Here is a 21,193-nt window from a genome sequence, read left to right as displayed (position 1 = left end):
GATGGGTCTTTAATTATGTGTAATATTACAGTGGTTAATTACATGTAACCGTTGTAATTTGATTGCTGACAACTAGCAAACAAGGGAGCCTCTTTTATCAACCTTTTTTATATCTATTAAATATCTATTCCTTAAAAATCATATGTTTAATTTTATTCCTCGACCCTTTATCGCAAACGGCTTGGTTAACTAAAGTGAATCACTGTAGACTGCAAAAGTGGATATGTTGGCTTTTTGGGTTGTATAGAATTAGTGCAGTTTGGCAAGGAATTTTTAATAGGTGCGTGTCATATAGATGTAAGCCGTTGCATTATTACATGTGGGCAGAATAGTCATGCATTGCAGCCCAAATTCATGGAATTATTATGCTATCTAGCCGAGCGCTATCCTGAGCCTGTCAGTCGCGACGAGTTAATTGCGCATATTTGGCAGGGCAACGCCTATGTAGGCAAAAAAGCACTCACTAATGCTATCTGGCATCTGCGTAGTGCCTTTAAACAATGCGATGCGCAGCATGAATACATTGAAACATTGCGCAAAACGGGTTATCGCTTATGTATTTCGCCGCAGGCACAAGAGCCTAAGCAAGCACAGACAAAACCGCTTAAACGCTCGTTCGCTTTGATTTTCTTGGGGATTATGGCTCTGTCTGCGATCATTTTTTTCTGGTGGCCGCAACCGGCAGCTAAAATAGCGCAGGCGAGTAGCACTAAAATCACCGATGAGTTAGGGCGTGAACTCTTCCCCAGTGTATCACCCGATGGTCAATGGTTGTTGTACTCGTGGCGCCGCCTTGGCCAACCCACCAACCTTTACAAACAAAGCTTATTAGCACCGGAGCAAAGTGCGCAGGCAATTACGCAAAGCCCGTATCGTGAAAGTCGTGGGGTATTTAGCGCTGATATGCATTCATTATTTTACTACCGTAAGGGTAAGGATATCGGCTGCCAAGTGGTGCAACATTCTTTGCTTAATAATAAGGTGCAAATACTGGATCAGTGTTTAAGTAAAGGCAGTGCTGATGTTGCTATCTCGAAAGATGGTCACACATTAGCGTATATCGGCTTGAGTGCCGATGGTACTACTAACATTGCTTATTTGCGTGATTTGCGCACCGGTAGCAAACGGCCTTTGAGCTGCATCCATGAGCCTTGCCAGTTTCGTGATGAAGCATTAGCTTTATCGCCGGATGCCTCGCAGGTGGTGGTTAGCCGCAACTATGACTCAGGCCATGAAGAGTTAGTCTTGATCAATGCCACCAGCGGCGAGCAACAGCAACTTACATCAGGCTTTCTCGATGTGCGTGGTGTGGCATGGCATCCTTTATTATCTCGGCTTACATTTTCTGTTATTGAACAAGGGCGTCGTCAAGGTTATCACTTGCATTTGCCCAGTGGACAGTTACAAGCCCTCGATTTGCCTGGCTTTAGCTATCCGCATTATGGGCCAGATGGTGCCTTGTATTACCACCGTTGGCGCATTCCTAAATCGATAGTGAGATTAAGTCTAAACGCCGATGTGGCCTCAACTCCTTTCCCCTTGCTGCTAGGTGAGCACAGTGTGCGCTACCCCGCATACAGCGAACAAGCCAAAAAAATAGTGTTTGTCTCCAATGAGTCAGGCTTTGATGAGCTATGGAGTGCCGATGTCGACGGCAGCAATCGCCGCCAACTGACGCATTTGCAGATGACCGCAGAGGACCCGAGCTGGTCTCATGATGGCCGCTATATTGCTTTTAATGCCTTCAGTGAACACAGTAATCATTTGTATATCTATGATATGCACAGTGGCCGCGCTCAGCAGCTAGAGGTGTCGCTTAATTATTTTGGGCGTCCTACGTGGTCTCTAGACAACCATCACCTTTATGTTTCTGACCAGAAGCAACTTTATAGTATTGATTTGAACACCCTGAGCGTGCAGGCGCTGACTCAAGATGGCGGCGCTTATGCAATGGCGATGGATGAGCAGACCTTGATATACGCCAAACCTCAAGGTAAGCGATTGTACTTACTTAACTTAAGCGATGGCACTTCGGCACCGCTGACCGAGGAGGTGCTCTTGTCGGGCGCCTACGGATGGCATTATCACAATGAAAAGGTGTACTTCTTTAAAGTTAATCGCGCCGATTATCGTATTAGTCGCTATGATATGGCCACGAATAAGGTGACCGATGTGATCAGGGTGCAAGAGCGCGGCTTCTCTCGTAATTTGGGAATGAGCTTTGTGCCGCACAAGAACTGGCTGCTGTACAGTGCCTATAAAGACCCGCAAATTGACATTATGGTATATCGCTAACGGCCAAAGGTAAGACGAGAACCGAATACTCGCCTCACCTGTCTTGGTCCGTATTACCCTTTACAGTATATATCTGGCTCAAGATCACGCACATCGACGCTGAGACAATCTGATTCGCGACAATAAGTGCGCAGACACTCTAATAAGTGATTGCTGAGTTGCTGTTTCTGCATGGGCGAGCGTCCCGCCATAATGTAAGCACAGATGTGAATGAAGCCTTCTTTGTTTTCGCCAAGTTGATAATGGCGATAGGCGATGGCTCGCGTCTTAATCGCATCTAATTCAAAGAGGCCACTGGAAAAGGTGGCTTGGTGTACTTTTTCTACCAGTACCTGGGGGAGTACAGGCAAATCTTCTGAGTGTTCTACAACAATGTGTGGCATGGCTGAACTCGTTAAAATCGCATACTAAATGCCAAGCTGGTATTGAATTGGTTTAGCACATCTCCATCAAAATGCCAGAGGCATTGATCATTTGGATCGTTGCTAATGGTGCAATTAAAGTCGCTGTCATTATTAATAATGGTCGCTAACCAGCGCACCTCGAACATAAGCTGAGCGTTGTCGGTGACATGATAGCCAGCGCCAGTGAATAACCCGGTGGCAAAGTAGGTATCGCTGCTTAACCATTCGGGGTCGACATTCGCGGCGCCAATTTGGGCCCCAAAGTAACCCGTTGTCGAGCTCGCTAGGGGATACTCTACGGCACTTTGAAACATATAGTGTTGAATATTTACTTGGCGCTCATTATTCCCTTGAATATCGCTCTTGTTGGCTGAGTAATAAAAGCCATAGCGAGCATCGGTAATGGTCCTATCGATACTAAAAGCAAAGTGATTGGCATCTTCAAGGTCGATATCGGTGCCTTCTTTGGTTTCTAAGCTTTGACTAAATGATTGACCGCCATAAAGGGTCACGGCTACATCGGCGGCAGCAACGCTGCTAAATAGGGTCGTGGCTAACAACAATGAGCGAGTGATCATAAGGGCTCTCCTTGAGCGTTAGTGTGACATCGATAGCTGAGCCATATCGCTGATGGCTATCATTTTTTACCCAAGTTGATATGCTTGCAGTTAACGACATAAGTTGCAATAAAAAATTACATGTTAAGTTGGTTAAAACCCTCGCCGTTACTGACCGAGAGCGAACAGCAGTGGCTGCTTGATGCCTTTTTATGGGCCTTCGAACATTTTGATGCGGATTACTTTCGCAATCACAGTCGCTTGGTGCAGCCCAGTAATGAATTTTTCCAGGGGCAAAGTAGCAGTACAGAGCAAATGGCGGCGCAAGTGTTTGCCCAAGTCAAAGCGCACAGTGGCTTGCAAAATTGGCCTATTCAATTACTCGGTCCGGGGCAGATGCCAGAGCAGCAATTTCCGTTGATGCGTTTCAGTGGTGGTTTACGAGGCGAGCAAGCGCACTGTGTTGAGCACAGTCATGCGATCTTTGTGTCTTATAACCCGCAGCAAATTAATCAACCTCAAGACTTAATCGCCAGTTATGCACAAGCTTTTGCGCGCATTATGATTTATCAGCGTGGGGTATTGCCACCAGGTGGCGAAGCCATGATAGGTGCCGCTACTGAGGTAGTGGCCAGCTTCTTTGGTTTTGGCGTGATGCTTAGCAACACCGTCTATCAGTTCCGTGGCGGCTGTGGCAAGTGTTATAACCCCTACGCTAATCGCGCCAGTGAGCTTTCTGAGCAGCAACATGTGTTTTTACTGGCGTTATTTTGTTTTATCAAAGGGGAAAAGCAAGGCACTGCACACTTGAAAGGACACTTGCGCAGTTATTATAAAAAAGCGCATAAGATTATCAGCACACTGGCCAATCATAGTCCGAACCCGATGTTGCTATCCTTGCTGAGCAAGGAGCAAGTATGAGCTATTGGCCGGAATTTTTAGCGATTGCCAGTGCCCACTTTTTTGCCGTTGCCAGTCCCGGTCCTGACTTTGCCGTAGTACTGCGTCAAAGTGTGCGCTTTGGTCGCGATAATGCGCTTATTACCAGCGCTGGGGTGGGCGCGGGTATTCTCGTACACATTATTTACTGCCTCGTAGGTGTGGCATTACTTATCTCGCAGGCACCTGATTTATTTAATTTACTTAAATACATGGCAGCCGCCTATTTGGCATACATGGGTATTCAGGCTTTACGTCACGCGAAACCGGGGCAAGTTGAGCAAGTTCACCCTACTACCACGCAGCCTACAGAGTCATTTATAGTGGCCTTTCGCCGTGGTTTTTTAACCAATGCGTTAAACCCCAAGGCAACGCTGTTTTTTTTATCGTTATTTACCCTAGTGATCTCAATCGACACGCCCAAATGGGTGCAACTGGGCTACGGGCTCTATATGGCACTGGCGACTTGGGCGTGGTTTTCTTTTTTATCCATTATGCTGACACGGGCACGAGTGCGCACATTCTTCCTTGCTAAGGGGTTTTGGTTTGACCGTGCCATCGGCGTAGTACTTCTACTATTAGCGACACAAGTGGTGCTTTTATGACACAGTTTTATTTTGCCTTTGGCTCAAATATGTCACTTCACCGTATTCGCGCTCGCCTGCCAGGGGCTGAGCGCATTGGCGTAGCAGAACTCAAAGGCCACCGTCTTGATTTTGATATGCTCAGTCTGGATGGTTCTGGAAAATGTACGATTCATCCCAGTGATGATGAATCCGTGTATGGGGTTGTGTGGCAATTAAGTGATCACGAACAAGGTATTTTGCACGATATCGAAGGGCCGCGTTATGACATTGAAACTCGCACGGTCACTCTTATCGACAGCAATGAACACGTGCAGGTGTTTTGTTACATTGCCAATACCTTAGATAAAGTTGCGCTGCCGTTTGATTGGTATGTTCAGCATGTGTATTACGGCGCCCGTGAAGCTCAGCTACCGGAGCATTATGTGAACGCTATTAAAACCAGGGCCAGCGTAGAGGATTTAAATCGCGAACGGCATTTACGGGAAACACAGATGTATAACAAGGAACAAAAATGAAACTGAAAACATTGTTAGCTTCGAGTGCGCTATTCGCCGCTCTGCACCTACCTAATTCGGCCTCGGCAGCGCTTGATAAAGATAAAATAACCGCCGCTATTGAGCACTCTATGGCCCGATTTGATGTGCCGGGTATGGCTGTGGCTGTCGTCGAAGATGGCGAAATGGTGTATGCCCAGGGTTTTGGTGTGCGCCATATTCAAAGCCAAGAGCCAGTGACTAGCGAGACCTTGTTTGGCATTGCCTCCAATACCAAAGCTTTTACCAGTGCGGCGCTCGCGATGCTGGTAGATGAAGGCAAGTTGGACTGGGATGATAAGGTGCAGACACATCTGCCGGAGTTTCGTTTGCACGATCCTTATGCATCGGCGCATATGACTATTCGCGACCTGTTGAGTCACCGTAGCGGATTGGGGCTTGGGCAGGGTGACTTAATGATTTGGCCAGACACCAATAAATCGGTGGCGGATATTCTCGCCGGGCTAAAGCATTTAAAACCAAAGTCGAGCTTTCGTAGTCAATATGCCTACAACAACTTAATGTTCGTGACCGCCGGTGAAGTGGTGGCGCGAGTCAGTGGTATGAGTTGGCAGGATTATATTGAACAGAAGATTCTCACACCGCTTGAGATGACCCGCTCACGCGCCGGGTTCTCGCGTATCGCACCAGGTAATACTAACTATGCTACCGGGCACATTCCTTTAGGTGGCAAGCTGCACCCGTTTTTTGTCAACTACCTTGAAGACTTCCGTGGTGCTGGTGCAATAGCTTCCAATGTTGAGGAGATGAGCTCGTGGTTAAATACTCAGCTCAATGGCGGCACAATGGCTAATGGCGAGCAACTTTTCAGTGAAAAGCAGCAACGTGAGATGTGGTTACCGCATATTAACCGCGCCGTGTCGAAAAAAGCTTTTGCCGACTCGCGCCGTCAATTCAGTGGCTATGGTTTAGGGTGGTCGATTGTTGACTATCACGGTTACAAGCGTGTTGGCCATGGTGGCGGCATTCTTGGCATGGTCTCTCAGGTTTCTTTGATCCCTGAAGAAAAGCTCGGTGTTGTGGTGTTATCAAACCAGCAGGCGTTTTCGGCTTTATCAGCGGTGACCGAGGAAATTTTTGAGCAAGCGCTGGAGCTAGAAGATAAAGACTGGGTTGAAATTTACGCTGAACAGCACTTTAGCCGCAAGGAAAAAGCCTATGCTTCAGCTAAACCAGCCATGGTGGAAGATTACCAACAGGCATTGCCTAATCATTATTATACCGGCACTTTGCACGATGCTTGGTACGGCGATGTGATTATCGAAGAAGTGAGCGGCACGTTGCGTATCGATTTTACCCATACTAAACGCTTAAAAGGGCAGCTCAAGCATCACAGTGGCAACACCTTTATCGTTAAGTGGGACGAGCCATTGCTTGAAGCCGATGCTTTTATCGAATTTACCATGGGTAGCGATAATACGCTAAAGTCAGCCTCTATGCGTGCGGTGGCACCACAGGTGACAGACTTTAGCTTCGACTTCCGTAATTTAGATTTACGAGCCACAGAGCAGTAAAACCGTGATAATAAGGCACCTAAGGGTGCCTTGTTCATTATAAGACTAAAGGAGAAAAGCGCATTGATGCGAGCTTGTTTACTATATAGGCTCCATGTAATTGCCTAAACCGCTTATGTCTCGAATCGCTGTTATTACTCACCCCGCATGTCGTCGCCACGAAATGGGCAGTGAACATCCTGAGTCACCGGAGCGCCTTGATGTTATCTCTGATCGTTTACTTGCTAGCAGCCTGGATTTAGAAGTGCGGCAGCTGCAAGCACGTGGGGCGCAACGTCAAGATTATCTGCGGGTTCACAGTGAGCGCTTAGTGCATGAGGTAGAGCAGCGCATACCTGATATTGGCTACGCCGATTTAGATGGCGATACGCGTCTGTGTCCACAAACCCTTCATGCTATTGAGCGAGCAGTCGGCGCTGGACTCACGGCGGTAGACGAAATTCTCGCCGGGCATATCGATGCTGGTTTTTGTGCGGTGCGTCCACCGGGGCATCATGCCAGCGAAGACCGCAGCGCCGGGTTTTGTATTTTCAATAATCTGGCAATCGCTGTACGCTATGCGCAGTCACTGGGTATTGAACGTATAGCGGTATTGGATATTGATGTTCACCATGGTGATGGTACTCAGAGTATTTTTAGCGACGACGATTCGGTGTTGTTGTGCTCGCTGTTCCAACGCCCTTTATACCCAGATCCCGAACTCATCGCGCGCGATAACCTAGTGCAATCACCACTGCCGCCTGCCAGTGATGGCCAAGCATTGCGCGAAGTGGTTGCGCAGCAGTGGCTGCCAAGGCTGCAAGAATTTAAACCCCAGCTTATCTTCGTCTCTGCGGGCTTTGATGCGCATTTAGAAGATGATATGTCGGCGCTGAAATTTGTCGAGCAAGATTACGGCTGGTTTAGTCAATGCATTAGTGAGTTTGCACAAAGTCATGACGTGAAAGGGGTGGTGTCTTTTTTAGAAGGGGGTTATCACCTCTCTGCTTTATCTCGCAGCGTTGAGCATTATCTACGAGGCCAGCTGGGTTAATCGACGAACTTCCACACTTGGCTTTCATCACCAAGCCTTAGCTTGCTAACACAACATTCGCCTTCGCCAATCAGGTAAGCTTTTAACGCCTTCTGTAACATCGGCCACTGGCGCTCAATGCGCTGCCCGGACACATCAAAATACTGCTGGTGAGTATCAACAATAAACAGCACCTGAGCACTGTTGCAAAGGTGTGCCAGTTCGCTGGCGCTATCACAACGGATTAGGTGAGCGGCTTCAACGGCCAGAACGGGAAAGTGAAAGTTGGTCATTTTTTGTTTTATGTCAAATTGTGCAATGCAGTGATTGTCTAGTATAGCCATGTTACAACCTCTAGGAATGGCTATGCAACTGAGCACTCGTGACTACAAAGTAAAAGACGCCAAGCTATCGGCGTTGCACTTTTGTATGCCTCACCAGCCAGCCATTGCTGTTATCAAGCTCATGCGCACCCACAATGTCAGTGCGATTGCCATTCGTGAGAAAAATAAGGTGATCGGGATTTGGACCGAGTCGGATTGTGTTCGTGCGCAAGCGCACAATGGTGATGTTTTGCGCCAACCCATTCGTACCTTAATGTCGACCCCAGTGCATACGATTAGTGATGATAGTGCGCTTAATGACGCCGCCAATAAGTGTGCAACCTTGGCGATTCGTCACTTAATTGTGGTCGCTGACGACGATACCCCCTTAGGGCTGTTGTCATTGGCTGATATTGTCGGCAATCAGGGGTTGGATCATTACCTTAATCTAAAATTGATTGGCGATCATTTTGATCACCGTGTGCCCAAAGTGCAAGGCAGCGACAATGCTCGGGTCGTAGCCCAACACATGGCGAAGTCGAATACCCATGCGGTGCTGGTGGAGCAGCAACAACACGTGGGTATTATTACCGCCACGGATGTGCTGGAAATGATGCTCGCGGCACAGGGGCAATGCTGTTGGCCCTTTGCCAGTAAAGAGCTGGTCACTGTAAGTTGTGAAGATACCTTGCTGCATGCTTATCGGTTATTGCACCAACATGGTATTCGTCATTTGCTTGTCACAGCGAGCAAAGAGTCGCAGCGAGTAAAGGGGGTGCTCACCCTCAAGCATATCAATACCGAAATTGAGTCTGCTTATTTAAGTGAATTGGAAGCGGTATTGGCTGAGCGCGATTGTGCGTTGCAGGCCTCGCAAAAAGACTTGTATTTAGCGAATAAAATTATTGCCGCTTCTCTAGATGGCATCATGATCACCGATGCTCAGGGAACGATTCTACAAGTTAACCCTGCTTTTACTCGACTAACTGGTTACAGTGCTGAAGAAGTACTAGGCAAGACCCCGCGAATATTGAGCTCTGGCACTCATGATCGCAGTTTTTACCAGGCGATGTGGCAGAGTTTATCGCAGCAGGGGGTATGGCAAGGCGAGATTTGTAATCGCCGTAAAGACGGTGACACCTATGTCGAATGGCTCACCATCATTGAGATTAAAGATAAGCAAGACAGCGATTTAGTCTATGCGGGGATCTTTACCGATATAACTGAGCGCAAAGCGTCAGAGCGCAAAATCACAAAGCTTGCTTATTTTGATGACCTGACCGGGCTGCCGAATCGACGCTTGTTTAAAGACCGGCTCAGTGTCGCCCTCGCACACGGTCAGCGGCAACATCAGCGCTTAGCCATTATGTTTATCGACTTAGACCACTTTAAAGGCGTCAATGACAGCCTTGGTCACAGTGTTGGCGATGAGCTGCTAAAGCAAGTGGCGAAGCGATTACAACGCTGTGTGCGCAGTGGCGATACCCTAGCACGTTTGGGGGGCGATGAGTTTACCTTACTGCTTAACGAGGTAGCGGATATCGATGAGGTGATCGCCTGTGCAGAGAAAGTGTTGGCTCAGTTTAAGCCCTCCTTTTCGTTGGCAGGCCAAGCCATCACCATTACTACATCAATAGGTATTGCTATTTACCCTGATGATGGTGAGAGCATGGAAACCTTGTTAAAGCATGCTGATGTTGCGATGTACCGCTCTAAAGACTTAGGTAGAAACTCTTATCAGCTGTTTAAAGCGACTATGAATGCCCGCTCTTTGGAGCGCCTAACCATGAGCAGTCGAATTAAACAGGCGCTGGTCAATGATGAGTTTGAATTGTTTTTACAGCCTATTGTCGATTGCCAAACAACGCAGTTGTGTGGTGCTGAGGCTTTACTGCGATGGCAAGACCCGCAACTGGGCATGGTAGCACCAGGGCAGTTCATTCCACTGGCCGAGGAGCTCGGATTGATCATTGATATTGATAAATGGGTGATCACTCGAAGCTGCGCGCTGCTTGCCCAGTGGCAACAGCACACACACTTTAGTGGCACTTTATCAATTAACTTGTCAGCGGCGCACTTATGTCACCATGATTTAGTCGATACCGTGACAGCGGCTATCAATGAGCATGGAGTGAGTGCCGAGCAACTGGAAATTGAAATTACCGAAAGTAGCTTCATTAGCTCATTTAGCCAAGCACGGGAAGTATTGTTAGCGCTCAAATTACTAGGAGTAAAAGTGGCTTTGGATGACTTCGGCACCGGCTATTCGGCGCTTAGTTATTTGACCAAGTTACCGATTGATAAGCTGAAGGTTGATTCTAGCTTTATTGCTAAAGTGCCGGATGAATACGGCAATAGCGAAATTGTCAGCGCCATTATTGCTATGGCCTCTAGTCTGAACTTGTTGGTGGTTGCCGAAGGGGTGGAGAAGCCTTGCCAACACCAGTTTTTACAAGGCTTAGCCTGTGATTACGTGCAAGGTTTTTTACTTGGCGAACCTTGCAGTATCACAGACTTTAATAATCGCTATGTTTATCCGTGCGCTACTTCTACTTCGTAAGCGCCAAATTTGCGAATATTAATTACACCCGTATCTAAAATTAAGTACTGGCCTTTAATTCCTTGTAGTACACCACTGACCTGAGGGTTCTTATCAAAGTTAAAGGAACTGACTTTGCTTGGATAATCTTGTACTGGGTAGTTAATTTCTACCACCTCTTCGTCGAGCAGTTCCACTGCGGTGGCTCCGAAAAGCTCAGCCAGCTCATCTAATTTGTGCTGAATTTGTGGCACTAACTCATCGCGTGCCGCTTTCAAGTCAACATCGACGCTCGTGCCCTTTAGCATATTGCGCCAATTAGTTTTATCGGCAATAAAATCAGCGAGAGCAACCTCGACCAAGCCAGATTGTAGGCGGGTTTGCACCTTGAAAATAGGCAGCGCAGCGGTCGCACCTTGATCTATCCAGCGAGTGGGGATTTGTGTATGGCGAGTAATACCCACTTTAAGGCCTGAGGTGTTAGCCAAGTAGACATAGTGCGGGATCATACAGTTTTCCTCACCCCACTGTGGCTCGCGGCAGGTGCCTTGGTCATAGTGGCAGGTTTCCGGCTTCATAATACACATATCGCAGCTAGCGAGCTTGCGCATACATACGAAGCAGTGACCTTGTGAGTAGCTCTTCTTGGTTTTTTTGCCGCAGTTTTTACAAAAGATATTGCCGGTGTGAGTTAAGGTAATGGGCTGACCCATTAACTCATTCAATGACAGCAGTTCGTCACCGACGGGTAGCTGGTAATGTACGCCGTCGCTATCACTTAGCGCGGCTTTCATTTTATTTAGTGTGCCTAGCATTTAACGCCCCAATGTTAAAAGTCAGCGCGTATGGTAGCAAACCTAGGCTAGACTGTCGTTGCTCCATTGCTTGTGCTGCTGCAGCCATGCGTTGTAATCGGCAATATTCATGGGTTTAGCATACAAATAGCCTTGCGCCGTATCCGCACCATAATGGCGTAGCAAGTGAGCGATTTCTTGCGTTTCAACGCCCTCAGCAGTGACCTTTAAACCAAGGTTATGGGCCATCATAATAGTCGTGTTTACAATCGCTTGATGGTGTTGAGAATGCGCCAATGACATAACAAAGTATTTATCAATTTTAAGCTCCGCGAAGGCGTATTTAACGAGATACTCGAGCGATGAGTAGCCAGTACCATAGTCGTCTAACACGACGTGGACCCCCAACTCAGCAAGCCTAGCAATAAGGGCTTTAAGCGCTTCTGGATCATCAACAAGGGCTGACTCTGTCAGTTCCAGTTTCAGCTGTGTCGGGACCACCCCATGCTCATTAAGGATATCAGCAAGCTTGTGGGTAAAATCTGCAATATGTATGTCTCGGGCACTGAGGTTGACAGATATATGCTGCCCTTGCCACAGCACTCCTTGCGCAGCGATATCTCTGCAGGCGCAATTAAGAATCCACAGGGTCAGCTGATTGATCAACCCCGTTTGCTCTGCCAAATGAATAATATCTTCAACGGTAAAATCACGGCTTTGTTGCTGGGGCCAGCGCAGCAGCGCTTCAGCGCCGCATACTTGCAGAGTTTGCAGATTAAGCTGCGGCTGGTAATAAAGACACAATTCATTGTTGTGCATGGCTTGCTGCAGTGCAGTGGCGCGTTGTAACTGGCTGACATCGTTGTTGTCATCCACTGAGAATATACGATGCAGGCCAGCAGGGGCTTTTTGTACGCACTGGCAAGCTTGCTCTATTAGCTGTTTAAAAGGCTGCGAGCTTTGCTCAGCAGCGACAGTGGCAAGAATGTAACTGGGCTTAAGGCGTAAATCGGCCACACTCAACTCGGCCTGTAACTGGCTAAGCAAGTGCGGCAGTCGCTGATGCTCGAGTGTCGCCGCAGGCTCTGCGCTGAGCACTGCTAAACAGCCGTTGTTAAGCTCAGCCACGGTTTCTTTACTGCTTGGGTGAATGCGATAACAGCGAAGCGCTTTAGCGTGTTCACTGAGCGTTGCTGCAATACTTTTGAGCAGTTGCGAGCTACTTTCGATGCCAATGGTCTTCTGTAGGTTTTGAAAGTTCGCCATATGCACGATACACAGTGTGAAACTGCGACGTTGATTTTGTAGTTGCGCAATCCGGCGCATCAAGGTGGTGTAGGTTAGTAAGCCACTGTGGCTATTATGGATGGCGTAATATAGTGACTTCTTGCGTTGATAGCGCACTCTATCGGCCAGTGCCAGGGCCATCAGGGTAATTTCAATTAAGCTGCCAAATAAAAAAGCATGACGGGTTAGATAGCTGTATTCAATAACACCGGTCAATTCTAACGGCTGGATGGCGGCGGCACATAACAACGGAAACCACGAAAGCACGTAATATTTAGCCCACCGAAAACCACTGATGAGCTTTTTGAAAATTAGCCAGAAGCAAATGATATACAGCCCCGGCATGGTTATAAAAAATATCGGTGCGCTATAAAATTCCGGTAAAAACAGGCTGAGCGCGCACAACAACAGCAAAAGCTGCAAATAACCTATCGCCACGCGATACGGCTTGCCTCGGTCTTTGTGATAACGCAAAAACATAACGCAAAACCCCAGCGTGGTAATGGCGATGGCGTAGTTAAATAAAATGACTTGGTGGTGAAACCATTGCTGCCATGACGTGGGCCATAAATAAAAGCCATAGCCGAGCACGATGCCGAGCAAGGTCATCACCGCAAGAATATAGCCCACATAGAGCAAATACACGCGATCGCGAATGCTGAAGTATAAAATCAAGTTATACAGCGCGGTCATTAATAACACGCCAACATATACGCTCCACAACGAGAAAGTACTGCGGCTAAGCTCAAAAAAGGTCTGTTCGGAGTAAAGGTTGACTGGGGTTTTGCTTATGCCCGTGGTGTGTATACCAATAACTAGAGTATGTTGCTGTTGCGCTTGCAGAGTAAATGCATAGTGAGGCAGGGCGTATTCAAGCTGGCTTAAATCGCGGCGGTGGTCGCCCAATTGCACGCTATGTTGCACTTGGCCTGCTTCATCAAGGTGATACACGAGCAAATTATCGACCATGGGGTTATCAAAGCGGGCAATAAGCGATCTTGGCTCAGTTTGGTTATTGGTAATAGTTAAACGTAGCCAATATTGCTGTGTACCAAATTGCCAAGGAACCTGTTGCCATGACCCTGCAGTGAAGTCATCAAAATGCTTTTCATGAAGCGCTGAAAATGTGACCGCTTGCGGGAGCACCATAAAACTTGGCACCACTGTTACCCCTGGTTCATTGCCCAGACTGTGGGGTGAAGACTGAGTAATATTGGCGGCTAACACACCGGCGATAAGCACTAGAGTGGCGAGCAAACAAGCAGCAAGTACGTTAAATAAATCCAGCCGTGGCAACAAAATGCAATACTTTCTTCTAGTTTAGATGGTCAAAGTGTAGCAAAGCACAGAAAAATGGACGGATTAACGCCCAGTTACTTTTGCTACTAGCGATTTGATATCAACCCTTGAAAAAGGTTTATGACTATATATCAACTAAGAATGAGTTTTGCCTCACCCAGTGAACGCTTTATGCGTCTCAGGTCTTAAGTTTACATTAGGAGTTTATGATAACTATTAGAGAGATAGTATTGGTGATGTAAGCGAAAAACCACTTTTGTATTGAAATAAAAAAGGCCGCTCAGTCGCAGCCCTCTGAATTGAATTTAGAAAAACCCTCAGCCTGTAGAGGCTGCTTTATTTCATAAATCAAAATTTTCCATTGTTCCCATCAGATCAAATGGTCTGTTCAGTTTTTCTATCCTTGAAAACTGCTTGCGTAAGTTTTCAGGCAAAACAAAATAATCAGCTTTAGTTCGTTCATAAGTTAAAGGTATTGCCATAATTAACTGATTATACTTATCAAGCACTAACTTATCGCTACTTTCTAAAGCCTGCAGTTTTGCAGAAAGTACAGTGAAGTGTTGTAATTCATCATGCGTGCATAAATCCTGAAACTTTGCATAATGATAAGACAAAGCAGCACTGATCACGTTCCAATCTTTCGAAATATGCTCGACGTCATTAGGGGTGATAACTTCTTCTGTTTTTTGGCACTCTTCAAGCTTAAGCTCGTACGCTTTAATCGAGTTATGGTATTGGACAGTAAGATAGTCTTCAAGGGTTTGCTCAGTCGTATTTGCATAGGAGCAAAGTGATAAGAATAAAGAAAAAGCACAAATTAAATAGTTCATTTTGCAGCCACGCACCCATTGTATACAGCCTTCCAAAACTGTCTTTCTTTGCTTGTTTTAGCTCTAATTGCTTGTAGGCCCGATATAGTCTTTATCGTTCGCTTAGCAATGCTTGGAGAATCTCTTAAAGCCTTATTAAAAGAATTAAAATCTGTTTGAGTAAGGTTATAGTGGCTCTTTATTATGCCGTTGCCAGCGAAAATGTTTGCAAAGGTACCAACAACAATGGTGGAGCTGAGCCATTGATTTACTTCTTTTATTCTTCTTATTTCTTTTACTGCCAATTTTCCACGGTCAGAAAACTCTAATTCACTAATGTCCGGACATATCATATTAAATTCCCTTTATATTCCTGTTTAAAGTGCAAAGTAGCACAAAATTTTAAAGTGCAAAGTAGCACAAAATTTGTCGGAAAAAAACTGTACCTTATTCCTTTAAGATATAGACAGTAGGTGTAAACATGAATTCAACTCCGAAGTGCACCACTCGCTAAATTAGGCCGCATAGTGTAATTCATTGAACACAATGATAGGCTGTTTATAACCTAGGCACTTCATAGGTATGGCATTTACTGCTCGTTCAATCTTGATAATTTCCTATCTGTTAGCGTCCGTAAATAGGCACCTTTCCGAATGTACTGGCGCAGCAAACCGTTATGTGTTCTTGTTAGCTTAAATGTAATTCCCAAAGTTTCGATGTTGCCTAAAAGCCCTCTATATAGGATTAAATCAAGCTAGAAAAAGTGTCATAAAAAAGCGAGGCATTTAGCCTCGCTTGATATGTACGGTTATTAGCTCTTAACCCTGTTTTGAACGAAGGTTCTCGTGGGGGTTAAGTACGCTCGCGACGAATGGCGTGGTGAGCGATATCGGTGCGGTATTCAACACCGTCCCAGTTAATCTCTTGCACCAACTTATACGCACGTTGTTGCGCCGCTGTTACGGTATCGCCTAGCGCTGTCGCACACAGCACCCGGCCCCCGGCAGTGACGATGTCTTCACCTTGCTGCTTGGTGCCTGCATGGAAGACTTTTTCGCCCTGTGGGTAATTTACCTTTAGACCGGAGATAGCATCACCTTTAGGGTAAGAACCTGGATACCCTTTCGCTGCCAGCACCACGCCAACGGCGGCGCGTGGGTCGAAGTTAATTTCTGTGCGATCCAGTTCTTGACGATTCGCAGCTTCAATTAACGACACAAGGTCTGATTGCAGACGCAACATAATCGGTTGCGTTTCTGGGTCGCCAAAGCGGCAGTTGTATTCAATGACCTTAGGCGTGCCATCGGCGGCAATCATCAGCCCTGCATACAAAAAGCCGGTATAAGGATGACCCTCTGCAGCCATACCTGCTACGGTAGGGTTGATCACTTCATCCATAATGCGGTTGTGAATTTCTTCACTGACCACGGGGGCTGGAGAGTAGGCTCCCATGCCACCGGTGTTCGGGCCTTTATCACCATCATAGGCACGCTTATGGTCTTGGCTGGTGGCAAAAGGTAGTACGTTTTTACCGTCAACCATAACGATAAACGAGGCTTCCTCGCCTTCTAAGAACTCCTCGATAACCACGCGGCTACCCGCTTCACCAAAGGCATTGCCTGCGAGCATATCGCGTACCGCAGCCTCGGCTTCGGCTTCGGTCATCGCCACAATAACGCCTTTACCTGCGGCCAAGCCATCGGCTTTGACCACGATAGGAGCGCCTTGCTCTTTAATGTAAGCCAGCGCGGGCTCGATTTGCTCAAAGGTCTTGTAGAACGCCGTTGGGATATTGTGGCGTGCTAAAAAGTCTTTAGTGAATGACTTAGAGCCTTCCAGTTGGGCAGCGCCTTGTGTCGGTCCGAAAATAGCCAAGCCTTGTTCGCGAAAGGCATCGACCACACCAATCACTAGCGGTGCCTCAGGGCCGACAATGGTCAGTTCAACCTGGTTTTCTTTGACGAAAGCGATAAGCGCATCGATGTCTTCGACACCAATGGCGACGTTTTCTAGTTTTGGCTCTAGAGCGGTGCCAGCATTACCTGGCGCGACAAATACTTTTTCTACTTTGCTTGATTGAGCGGCCTTAAACGCAAGTGCGTGTTCGCGGCCGCCACTGCCAATGACAAGTACATTCATGGCGTAAAAATCCTATTGCGGTTTGATGAATTTCAGCGTCATCCGATCGCTTTCACCAATCGCCTCATATTTAGCGCGATCTTCATCGCCTAGCGCTAAACGCGGTGGCAATGTCCACACGCCACGAGGGTGGTCGGCAAAATCATTCGGGTTTGCATTGATTTCACTTTTCGCAGCGAGTTCAAATCCGGCCTGTTTAGCCAGCTCAATCACCCAACTTTCTTTAACATAGCCTGAGCGTTTCGCTTTACCTGCATCGCGGCTTTCGGGTAAGCGGTGATCAACTACACCAAGTACGCCACCGGGCTTTAAGGCTGCATAAAAGGCTTTAAAGGCATCTTTAACGCCTTGTTCGTCTTTTTGCATATACCAGTTGTGCAGGTTTCTGAACGTCAGCACCATGTCGGCGCTTCCTTCAGGAGCGATGCTATGATGTGTGCCAGGCGCAAACTCACTGAGTTTAACGTCGCTGTAGGCACTGTCGCTGGCAAGTTTATCTTGGAAACGGGTTAGTGAGCGTTGGTAATACTCAACATCGCTATCAGCAGGGAAGTGGGCGGCGTAAAAGGTGCCTTCACCTTTCATCGCAGGGGCGATAATATCGCTGTACCAGCCGCCACCAGGCCAGATCTCAACTACGGTCATCGACGGTTCGAAGCCAAAAAACGCCAAGGTTTCCACCGGGTGGCGATATTGGTCGCGACTTTTTGCTTGCTCACTACGCAAATCGTTTTGCGCGGCATCGGTGAGTGCTTCGGTGCCACTGGTTGCAGCACAAGCACTTAAAGAGACAGCTAAAGCAGCGCTGAGCGCGGTTTTCAAGCCTAGTTTCATAATCTAATCCTTGCTGTTGTTTTTGGTATTTAGTGCCAACATAACAGATTGATTTGAATAGTCTACGAAAACACGCCAGTACAAATTATGCACTGGCGTGGTTAGCGGTTTTAGTGGCGGAAGTGGCGCATGCCGGTGAATACCATGGCCATGCCTGCTTCGTCTGCAGCGGCGATAACTTCTTCATCGCGCATTGAGCCACCAGGCTGAATCACGGCAGTGATACCAGCCGCTGCTGCGGCGTCGATGCCATCACGGAACGGAAAGAAGGCATCCGAGGCCATGACCGAGCCTTCAACCACGAGGTTTTCGTCAGCAGCCTTAATACCGGCGATTTTCGCTGAATAAACGCGGCTCATTTGTCCGGCACCCACACCAATGGTCATGCCGTCTTTGGCGTATACGATGGCGTTCGATTTAACAAACTTAGCGACCTTCCAGCAGAACATTAAATCGTTTAGCTCTTGCTCGGTAGGTTGGCGCTTAGACACAACTTTTAGCTCTTCTTTGGCCACCATGCCTTGGTCGCGGTCTTGCACTAAAACACCGCCATTAACGCGCTTAATATCCACAGCGGTGGTTTTATCTTGCCACTGGCCACACTCTAGTAGGCGTACATTTTGTTTTGCCGAAACGATTTGCGCTGCTTCTTCGCTGATGCTAGGCGCAATAATCACTTCCACAAACTGGCGCGCAACGATGGCTTCTGCGGTATCACCATCAAGTTCACGGTTAAAGGCAATAATGCCGCCGAAAGCGGAAGTTGGGTCGGTTTTAAAGGCGCGGTCATAGGCGCTAAGGATGTTTTCACCGACCGATACGCCACATGGGTTGGCGTGTTTGACGATCACACACGCTGGCGCATCGAATTCTTTTACGCACTCAAGGGCTGCGTCGGTATCAGCGATGTTGTTGTATGATAGCGCCTTGCCTTGTAGCTGCTTAGCGGTGGCCACTGAGGCTTCGCTAAGGTCATTTTCAACGTAAAACGCCGCATCTTGGTGCGAGTTTTCACCATAGCGCATGTCCTGCTTTTTGGTGAATTGCATGTTGAAAGTGCGCGGAAATTTAGTCTCAGCCGCCGCTTCCTCGGTGTAATCTGGCACCATCTTACCGAAGTAGTTAGCGATCATGCCATCGTACTGAGCGGTGTGCTCAAAAGCCGCAATAGCTAAATCAAAACGTGTGGCGTGGGTGGTTGAACCTTGGTTGGCTTTCATTTCGTCAATTACGCGTGTGTAATCACCCGCATTTACTACGATGGTCACGTCTTTGTGATTTTTCGCTGCCGCGCGCACCATAGTTGGGCCGCCGATATCGATATTCTCAACGGCGTCTTCAAGGCTACAATCCGCTTTGGCAACGGTTTGTGCAAAAGGATATAGGTTCACTACAACCATATCGATGGCATCGATGTCGTTGTCGCTCATCACCCCTTCATCTTGGCCGCGACGCGCTAATATGCCGCCGTGGATTTTCGGGTGCAGGGTTTTTACGCGACCGTCCATAATTTCTGGATGACCGGTGTGGTCAGATACTTCAGTGACCTTAATGCCGTTGTCAGCAAGCAGCTTGCAGGTGCCACCGGTAGAAAGAATGTCAACGCCTTGAGCGGCTAATTCGCGAGCGAATTCAACGATACCCGTTTTGTCAGACACACTGATAAGTGCGCGACGAATTGGACGATGTGTATCCATGGTTGTTTTGATTACCTCAATGAGTGAAAGCTTGCCTAGGCTTACGCCTTGGGGTTAGGCAAGGGGACTTGCTTAGAATCCCTTATTTTAAACAATGATGGTGCTTTTGTATAACACCAGACCAGGTGTAGCGCTGGTCATTTTCGCGTATGGACGAAAATAAAAAAGCACCCGAAGGTGCTTTTAGGTGCAGCTTAGCGCTGCGTATTCATTAGTTCATGCCGTACTTTTTCAGCTTCTTGCGTAAAGTACCACGGTTGATACCTAGCAAGATGGCCGCACGCGTTTGGTTGCCACGTGTGTAAGTCATTACTTCTTCTAGAAGCGGTGCTTCTAGTTCAGAAAGAACAAGCTCGTATACATCTTGTACGTCCTGACCGTTAAGCTGCTTTAAGTAGTGGTGAACAGCTTTTTTAACAGCGTCGCGAAGAGGCTGTGGTTTCTCTTGTGACTGAACGTGAGCGTTAGTAATAAAAGGAGAAGTCACATTTTGTTCAAACATCGTTGTATTGTCTCTTTCTTTCTGGATTAGCAATAAGTTTCAAAGTACTCATTAAGCGCTTCCACCTGCTGTTGAGGTGTTTCTAGCGCATTGAATACTCGCCTAAACTGACCGTTTTCGTCATGAGCGTGCAAATACCATCCAACATGCTTGCGAGCAATCCGCGCCCCCATGGGCTCACCGTAAAATTGATGCAGATTAGTTAAATGCTCCATCAATATGCTGCGTACTTCGCCTAATTCAGGCGGCGCTAGCAGCGTTCCGGTTTTTAAATAATGATCGATTTCCCGGAAAATCCAGGGGCGACCTTGGGCGGCTCGGCCAACCATGATGGCATCTGCGCCCGTATACTCTAAAACCTGTTGTGCCTTATGTGGCGATGTAATATCACCATTAGCCACCACAGGAATTGACACTGAGCGTTTCACGGCTCTAATCGTGTCGTATTCAGCATTGCCTTTATACATGCACGCACGAGTGCGTCCATGGACGGCAAGTGACTGAATACCATTGTGCTCAGCGATAGCTGCAATCTCGACGCCGTTGCGATTATCCACATCCCAGCCAGTACGGATTTTCAATGTGACGGGCACATCCACCGCATTAACCACCGCTTTAACGATGGCTTCGACCAACTCTGGATATTGCAGCAACGCAGAGCCTGCAAGCTTTTTATTCACTTTTTTTGCCGGGCAGCCCATATTGATATCTATGATCTGCGCGCCATTGGAAACGTTAAATTGTGCGGCTTGCGCCATAAGTTCAGGGTCGGCACCGGCAATTTGCACGGAACGAATACCTGACTCACCACTGTGATCCATACGGCCCATGGATTTAGCTGTACGCCAAACCTTTGGGTTGGAAGACAACATCTCGGAGACCGCGAGGCCTGCACCTAATCGACGACAGAGTTGTCGAAAAGGGCGGTCGGTTATCCCAGCCATGGGAGCGACCATTAAGTTGTTTTCTAACTGGTACGGACCAATTTGCACAGCGACTCAATTCACCTCGTTTCAAGGGGCGCTAAGTTTACGGTTTTTTGCGCCAAAATCAAAGGCTATAAATTGAACAAAAGTGCTTTTTTTTTAAACTTTTCGTATTGACA

General features: G+C 47.4%; 19 protein-coding genes. 7 read left to right on the top strand and 12 right to left on the bottom strand.

Annotation, left to right across the window (positions count from 1 at the left end; genetic code table 11):
- Positions 1 to 252: 252 nt before the first annotated feature.
- Positions 253 to 2,295 (top strand): winged helix-turn-helix domain-containing protein, encoded by a 2,043-nt coding sequence (locus tag PRUTH_RS10500; protein ID WP_257221080.1) that lies wholly within the window; start codon positions 253 to 255, stop codon positions 2,293 to 2,295.
- Between the two features lie 53 nt (positions 2,296 to 2,348).
- On the opposite strand, the gene PRUTH_RS10495 is transcribed toward PRUTH_RS10500, so the two are convergent.
- Together PRUTH_RS10495 and PRUTH_RS10490 are read right to left on the bottom strand one after the other, a co-directional pair.
- Complete coding sequence (locus PRUTH_RS10495) at positions 2,349 to 2,678, bottom strand: 5-carboxymethyl-2-hydroxymuconate Delta-isomerase (protein WP_022945896.1); 330 nt, start codon at positions 2,676 to 2,678, stop codon at positions 2,349 to 2,351.
- Between the two features lie 11 nt (positions 2,679 to 2,689).
- The gene (locus tag PRUTH_RS10490) at positions 2,690 to 3,277 is read right to left on the bottom strand and encodes an outer membrane beta-barrel protein (protein ID WP_138548552.1); all 588 of its coding nucleotides are present in this window, start codon (positions 3,275 to 3,277) and stop codon (positions 2,690 to 2,692) included.
- A gap of 120 nt (positions 3,278 to 3,397) precedes the next feature.
- Between PRUTH_RS10490 and PRUTH_RS10485 the strand changes: the two genes are divergently transcribed.
- From PRUTH_RS10485 to PRUTH_RS10465, 5 genes are all read left to right on the top strand, one after another.
- The gene (locus tag PRUTH_RS10485; protein WP_151173229.1) at positions 3,398 to 4,177 is read left to right on the top strand and encodes a hypothetical protein; all 780 of its coding nucleotides are present in this window, start codon (positions 3,398 to 3,400) and stop codon (positions 4,175 to 4,177) included.
- Positions 4,174 to 4,800: a LysE family transporter gene (locus PRUTH_RS10480; RefSeq protein WP_022945893.1), complete on the top strand. Its 627-nt coding sequence runs from the start codon at positions 4,174 to 4,176 to the stop codon at positions 4,798 to 4,800. The genes PRUTH_RS10485 and PRUTH_RS10480 overlap by 4 nt, the downstream gene beginning before the upstream one ends.
- The gene (locus PRUTH_RS10475) at positions 4,797 to 5,297 is read left to right on the top strand and encodes a gamma-glutamylcyclotransferase family protein (protein ID WP_022945892.1); all 501 of its coding nucleotides are present in this window, start codon (positions 4,797 to 4,799) and stop codon (positions 5,295 to 5,297) included. The genes PRUTH_RS10480 and PRUTH_RS10475 overlap by 4 nt, the downstream gene beginning before the upstream one ends.
- On the top strand, positions 5,294 to 6,850 hold the full coding sequence (locus PRUTH_RS10470; protein WP_151173228.1) for a serine hydrolase: 1,557 nt from the start codon (positions 5,294 to 5,296) through the stop codon (positions 6,848 to 6,850). Before PRUTH_RS10475 ends, PRUTH_RS10470 begins: the two co-directional genes overlap by 4 nt.
- A gap of 115 nt (positions 6,851 to 6,965) precedes the next feature.
- Positions 6,966 to 7,883: a histone deacetylase family protein gene (locus tag PRUTH_RS10465; protein WP_138587313.1), complete on the top strand. Its 918-nt coding sequence runs from the start codon at positions 6,966 to 6,968 to the stop codon at positions 7,881 to 7,883.
- Here the strand turns inward: PRUTH_RS10465 and PRUTH_RS10460 are convergent.
- Positions 7,880 to 8,206 carry a hypothetical protein gene (locus PRUTH_RS10460; protein ID WP_151173227.1) on the bottom strand — a complete coding sequence of 109 codons (327 nt, stop codon included), beginning with the start codon at positions 8,204 to 8,206 and terminating at the stop codon, positions 7,880 to 7,882. The genes PRUTH_RS10465 and PRUTH_RS10460 overlap by 4 nt on opposite strands.
- Positions 8,207 to 8,228: 22 nt before the next feature.
- Between PRUTH_RS10460 and PRUTH_RS10455 the strand changes: the two genes are divergently transcribed.
- Positions 8,229 to 10,745, top strand: a complete 2,517-nt coding sequence (locus tag PRUTH_RS10455) for an EAL domain-containing protein (protein WP_045980563.1) — start codon at positions 8,229 to 8,231, stop codon at positions 10,743 to 10,745.
- Here PRUTH_RS10455 and PRUTH_RS10450 read toward each other — a convergent pair.
- The 9 genes from PRUTH_RS10450 to dusB form a co-directional block, all read right to left on the bottom strand.
- Entirely contained in the window at positions 10,718 to 11,539 is an 822-nt protein-coding gene (locus tag PRUTH_RS10450; protein WP_022946777.1) for a DUF2797 domain-containing protein, read from the bottom strand. The genes PRUTH_RS10455 and PRUTH_RS10450 overlap by 28 nt on opposite strands.
- A 42-nt stretch (positions 11,540 to 11,581) precedes the next feature.
- A complete protein-coding gene (locus PRUTH_RS10445; RefSeq protein ID WP_151173226.1) occupies positions 11,582 to 14,104 on the bottom strand; it encodes an EAL domain-containing protein in 2,523 nt (840 codons plus the stop codon).
- A 341-nt stretch (positions 14,105 to 14,445) separates the two neighbouring features.
- Positions 14,446 to 14,937: a hypothetical protein gene (locus tag PRUTH_RS10440; RefSeq protein WP_240701158.1), complete on the bottom strand. Its 492-nt coding sequence runs from the start codon at positions 14,935 to 14,937 to the stop codon at positions 14,446 to 14,448.
- Entirely contained in the window at positions 14,934 to 15,269 is a 336-nt protein-coding gene (locus tag PRUTH_RS10435) for a hypothetical protein (RefSeq protein ID WP_130148755.1), read from the bottom strand. Before PRUTH_RS10435 ends, PRUTH_RS10440 begins: the two co-directional genes overlap by 4 nt.
- Before the next feature lie 499 nt (positions 15,270 to 15,768).
- Positions 15,769 to 17,055 carry a phosphoribosylamine--glycine ligase gene (gene purD, locus PRUTH_RS10430; protein WP_151173225.1) on the bottom strand — a complete coding sequence of 429 codons (1,287 nt, stop codon included), beginning with the start codon at positions 17,053 to 17,055 and terminating at the stop codon, positions 15,769 to 15,771.
- A 12-nt stretch (positions 17,056 to 17,067) separates the two neighbouring features.
- On the bottom strand, positions 17,068 to 17,889 hold the full coding sequence (locus tag PRUTH_RS10425; protein WP_045980566.1) for a class I SAM-dependent methyltransferase: 822 nt from the start codon (positions 17,887 to 17,889) through the stop codon (positions 17,068 to 17,070).
- A gap of 110 nt (positions 17,890 to 17,999) precedes the next feature.
- Positions 18,000 to 19,586 (bottom strand): bifunctional phosphoribosylaminoimidazolecarboxamide formyltransferase/IMP cyclohydrolase, encoded by a 1,587-nt coding sequence (gene purH / locus PRUTH_RS10420; RefSeq protein ID WP_045980567.1) that lies wholly within the window; start codon positions 19,584 to 19,586, stop codon positions 18,000 to 18,002.
- Positions 19,587 to 19,797: 211 nt separating this feature from the next.
- Complete coding sequence (gene fis / locus PRUTH_RS10415; protein ID WP_010374122.1) at positions 19,798 to 20,088, bottom strand: DNA-binding transcriptional regulator Fis; 291 nt, start codon at positions 20,086 to 20,088, stop codon at positions 19,798 to 19,800.
- Positions 20,089 to 20,114: 26 nt separating this feature from the next.
- Positions 20,115 to 21,080 (bottom strand): tRNA dihydrouridine synthase DusB, encoded by a 966-nt coding sequence (dusB, locus tag PRUTH_RS10410; RefSeq protein WP_045980568.1) that lies wholly within the window; start codon positions 21,078 to 21,080, stop codon positions 20,115 to 20,117.
- Positions 21,081 to 21,193: the final 113 nt, after the last annotated feature.

Origin of the sequence: Pseudoalteromonas ruthenica (assembly GCF_008808095.1) — a bacterium.
Taxonomy (GTDB): domain Bacteria; phylum Pseudomonadota; class Gammaproteobacteria; order Enterobacterales; family Alteromonadaceae; genus Pseudoalteromonas; species Pseudoalteromonas ruthenica.
This window is presented reverse-complemented; position numbering and strand designations above follow the sequence as displayed.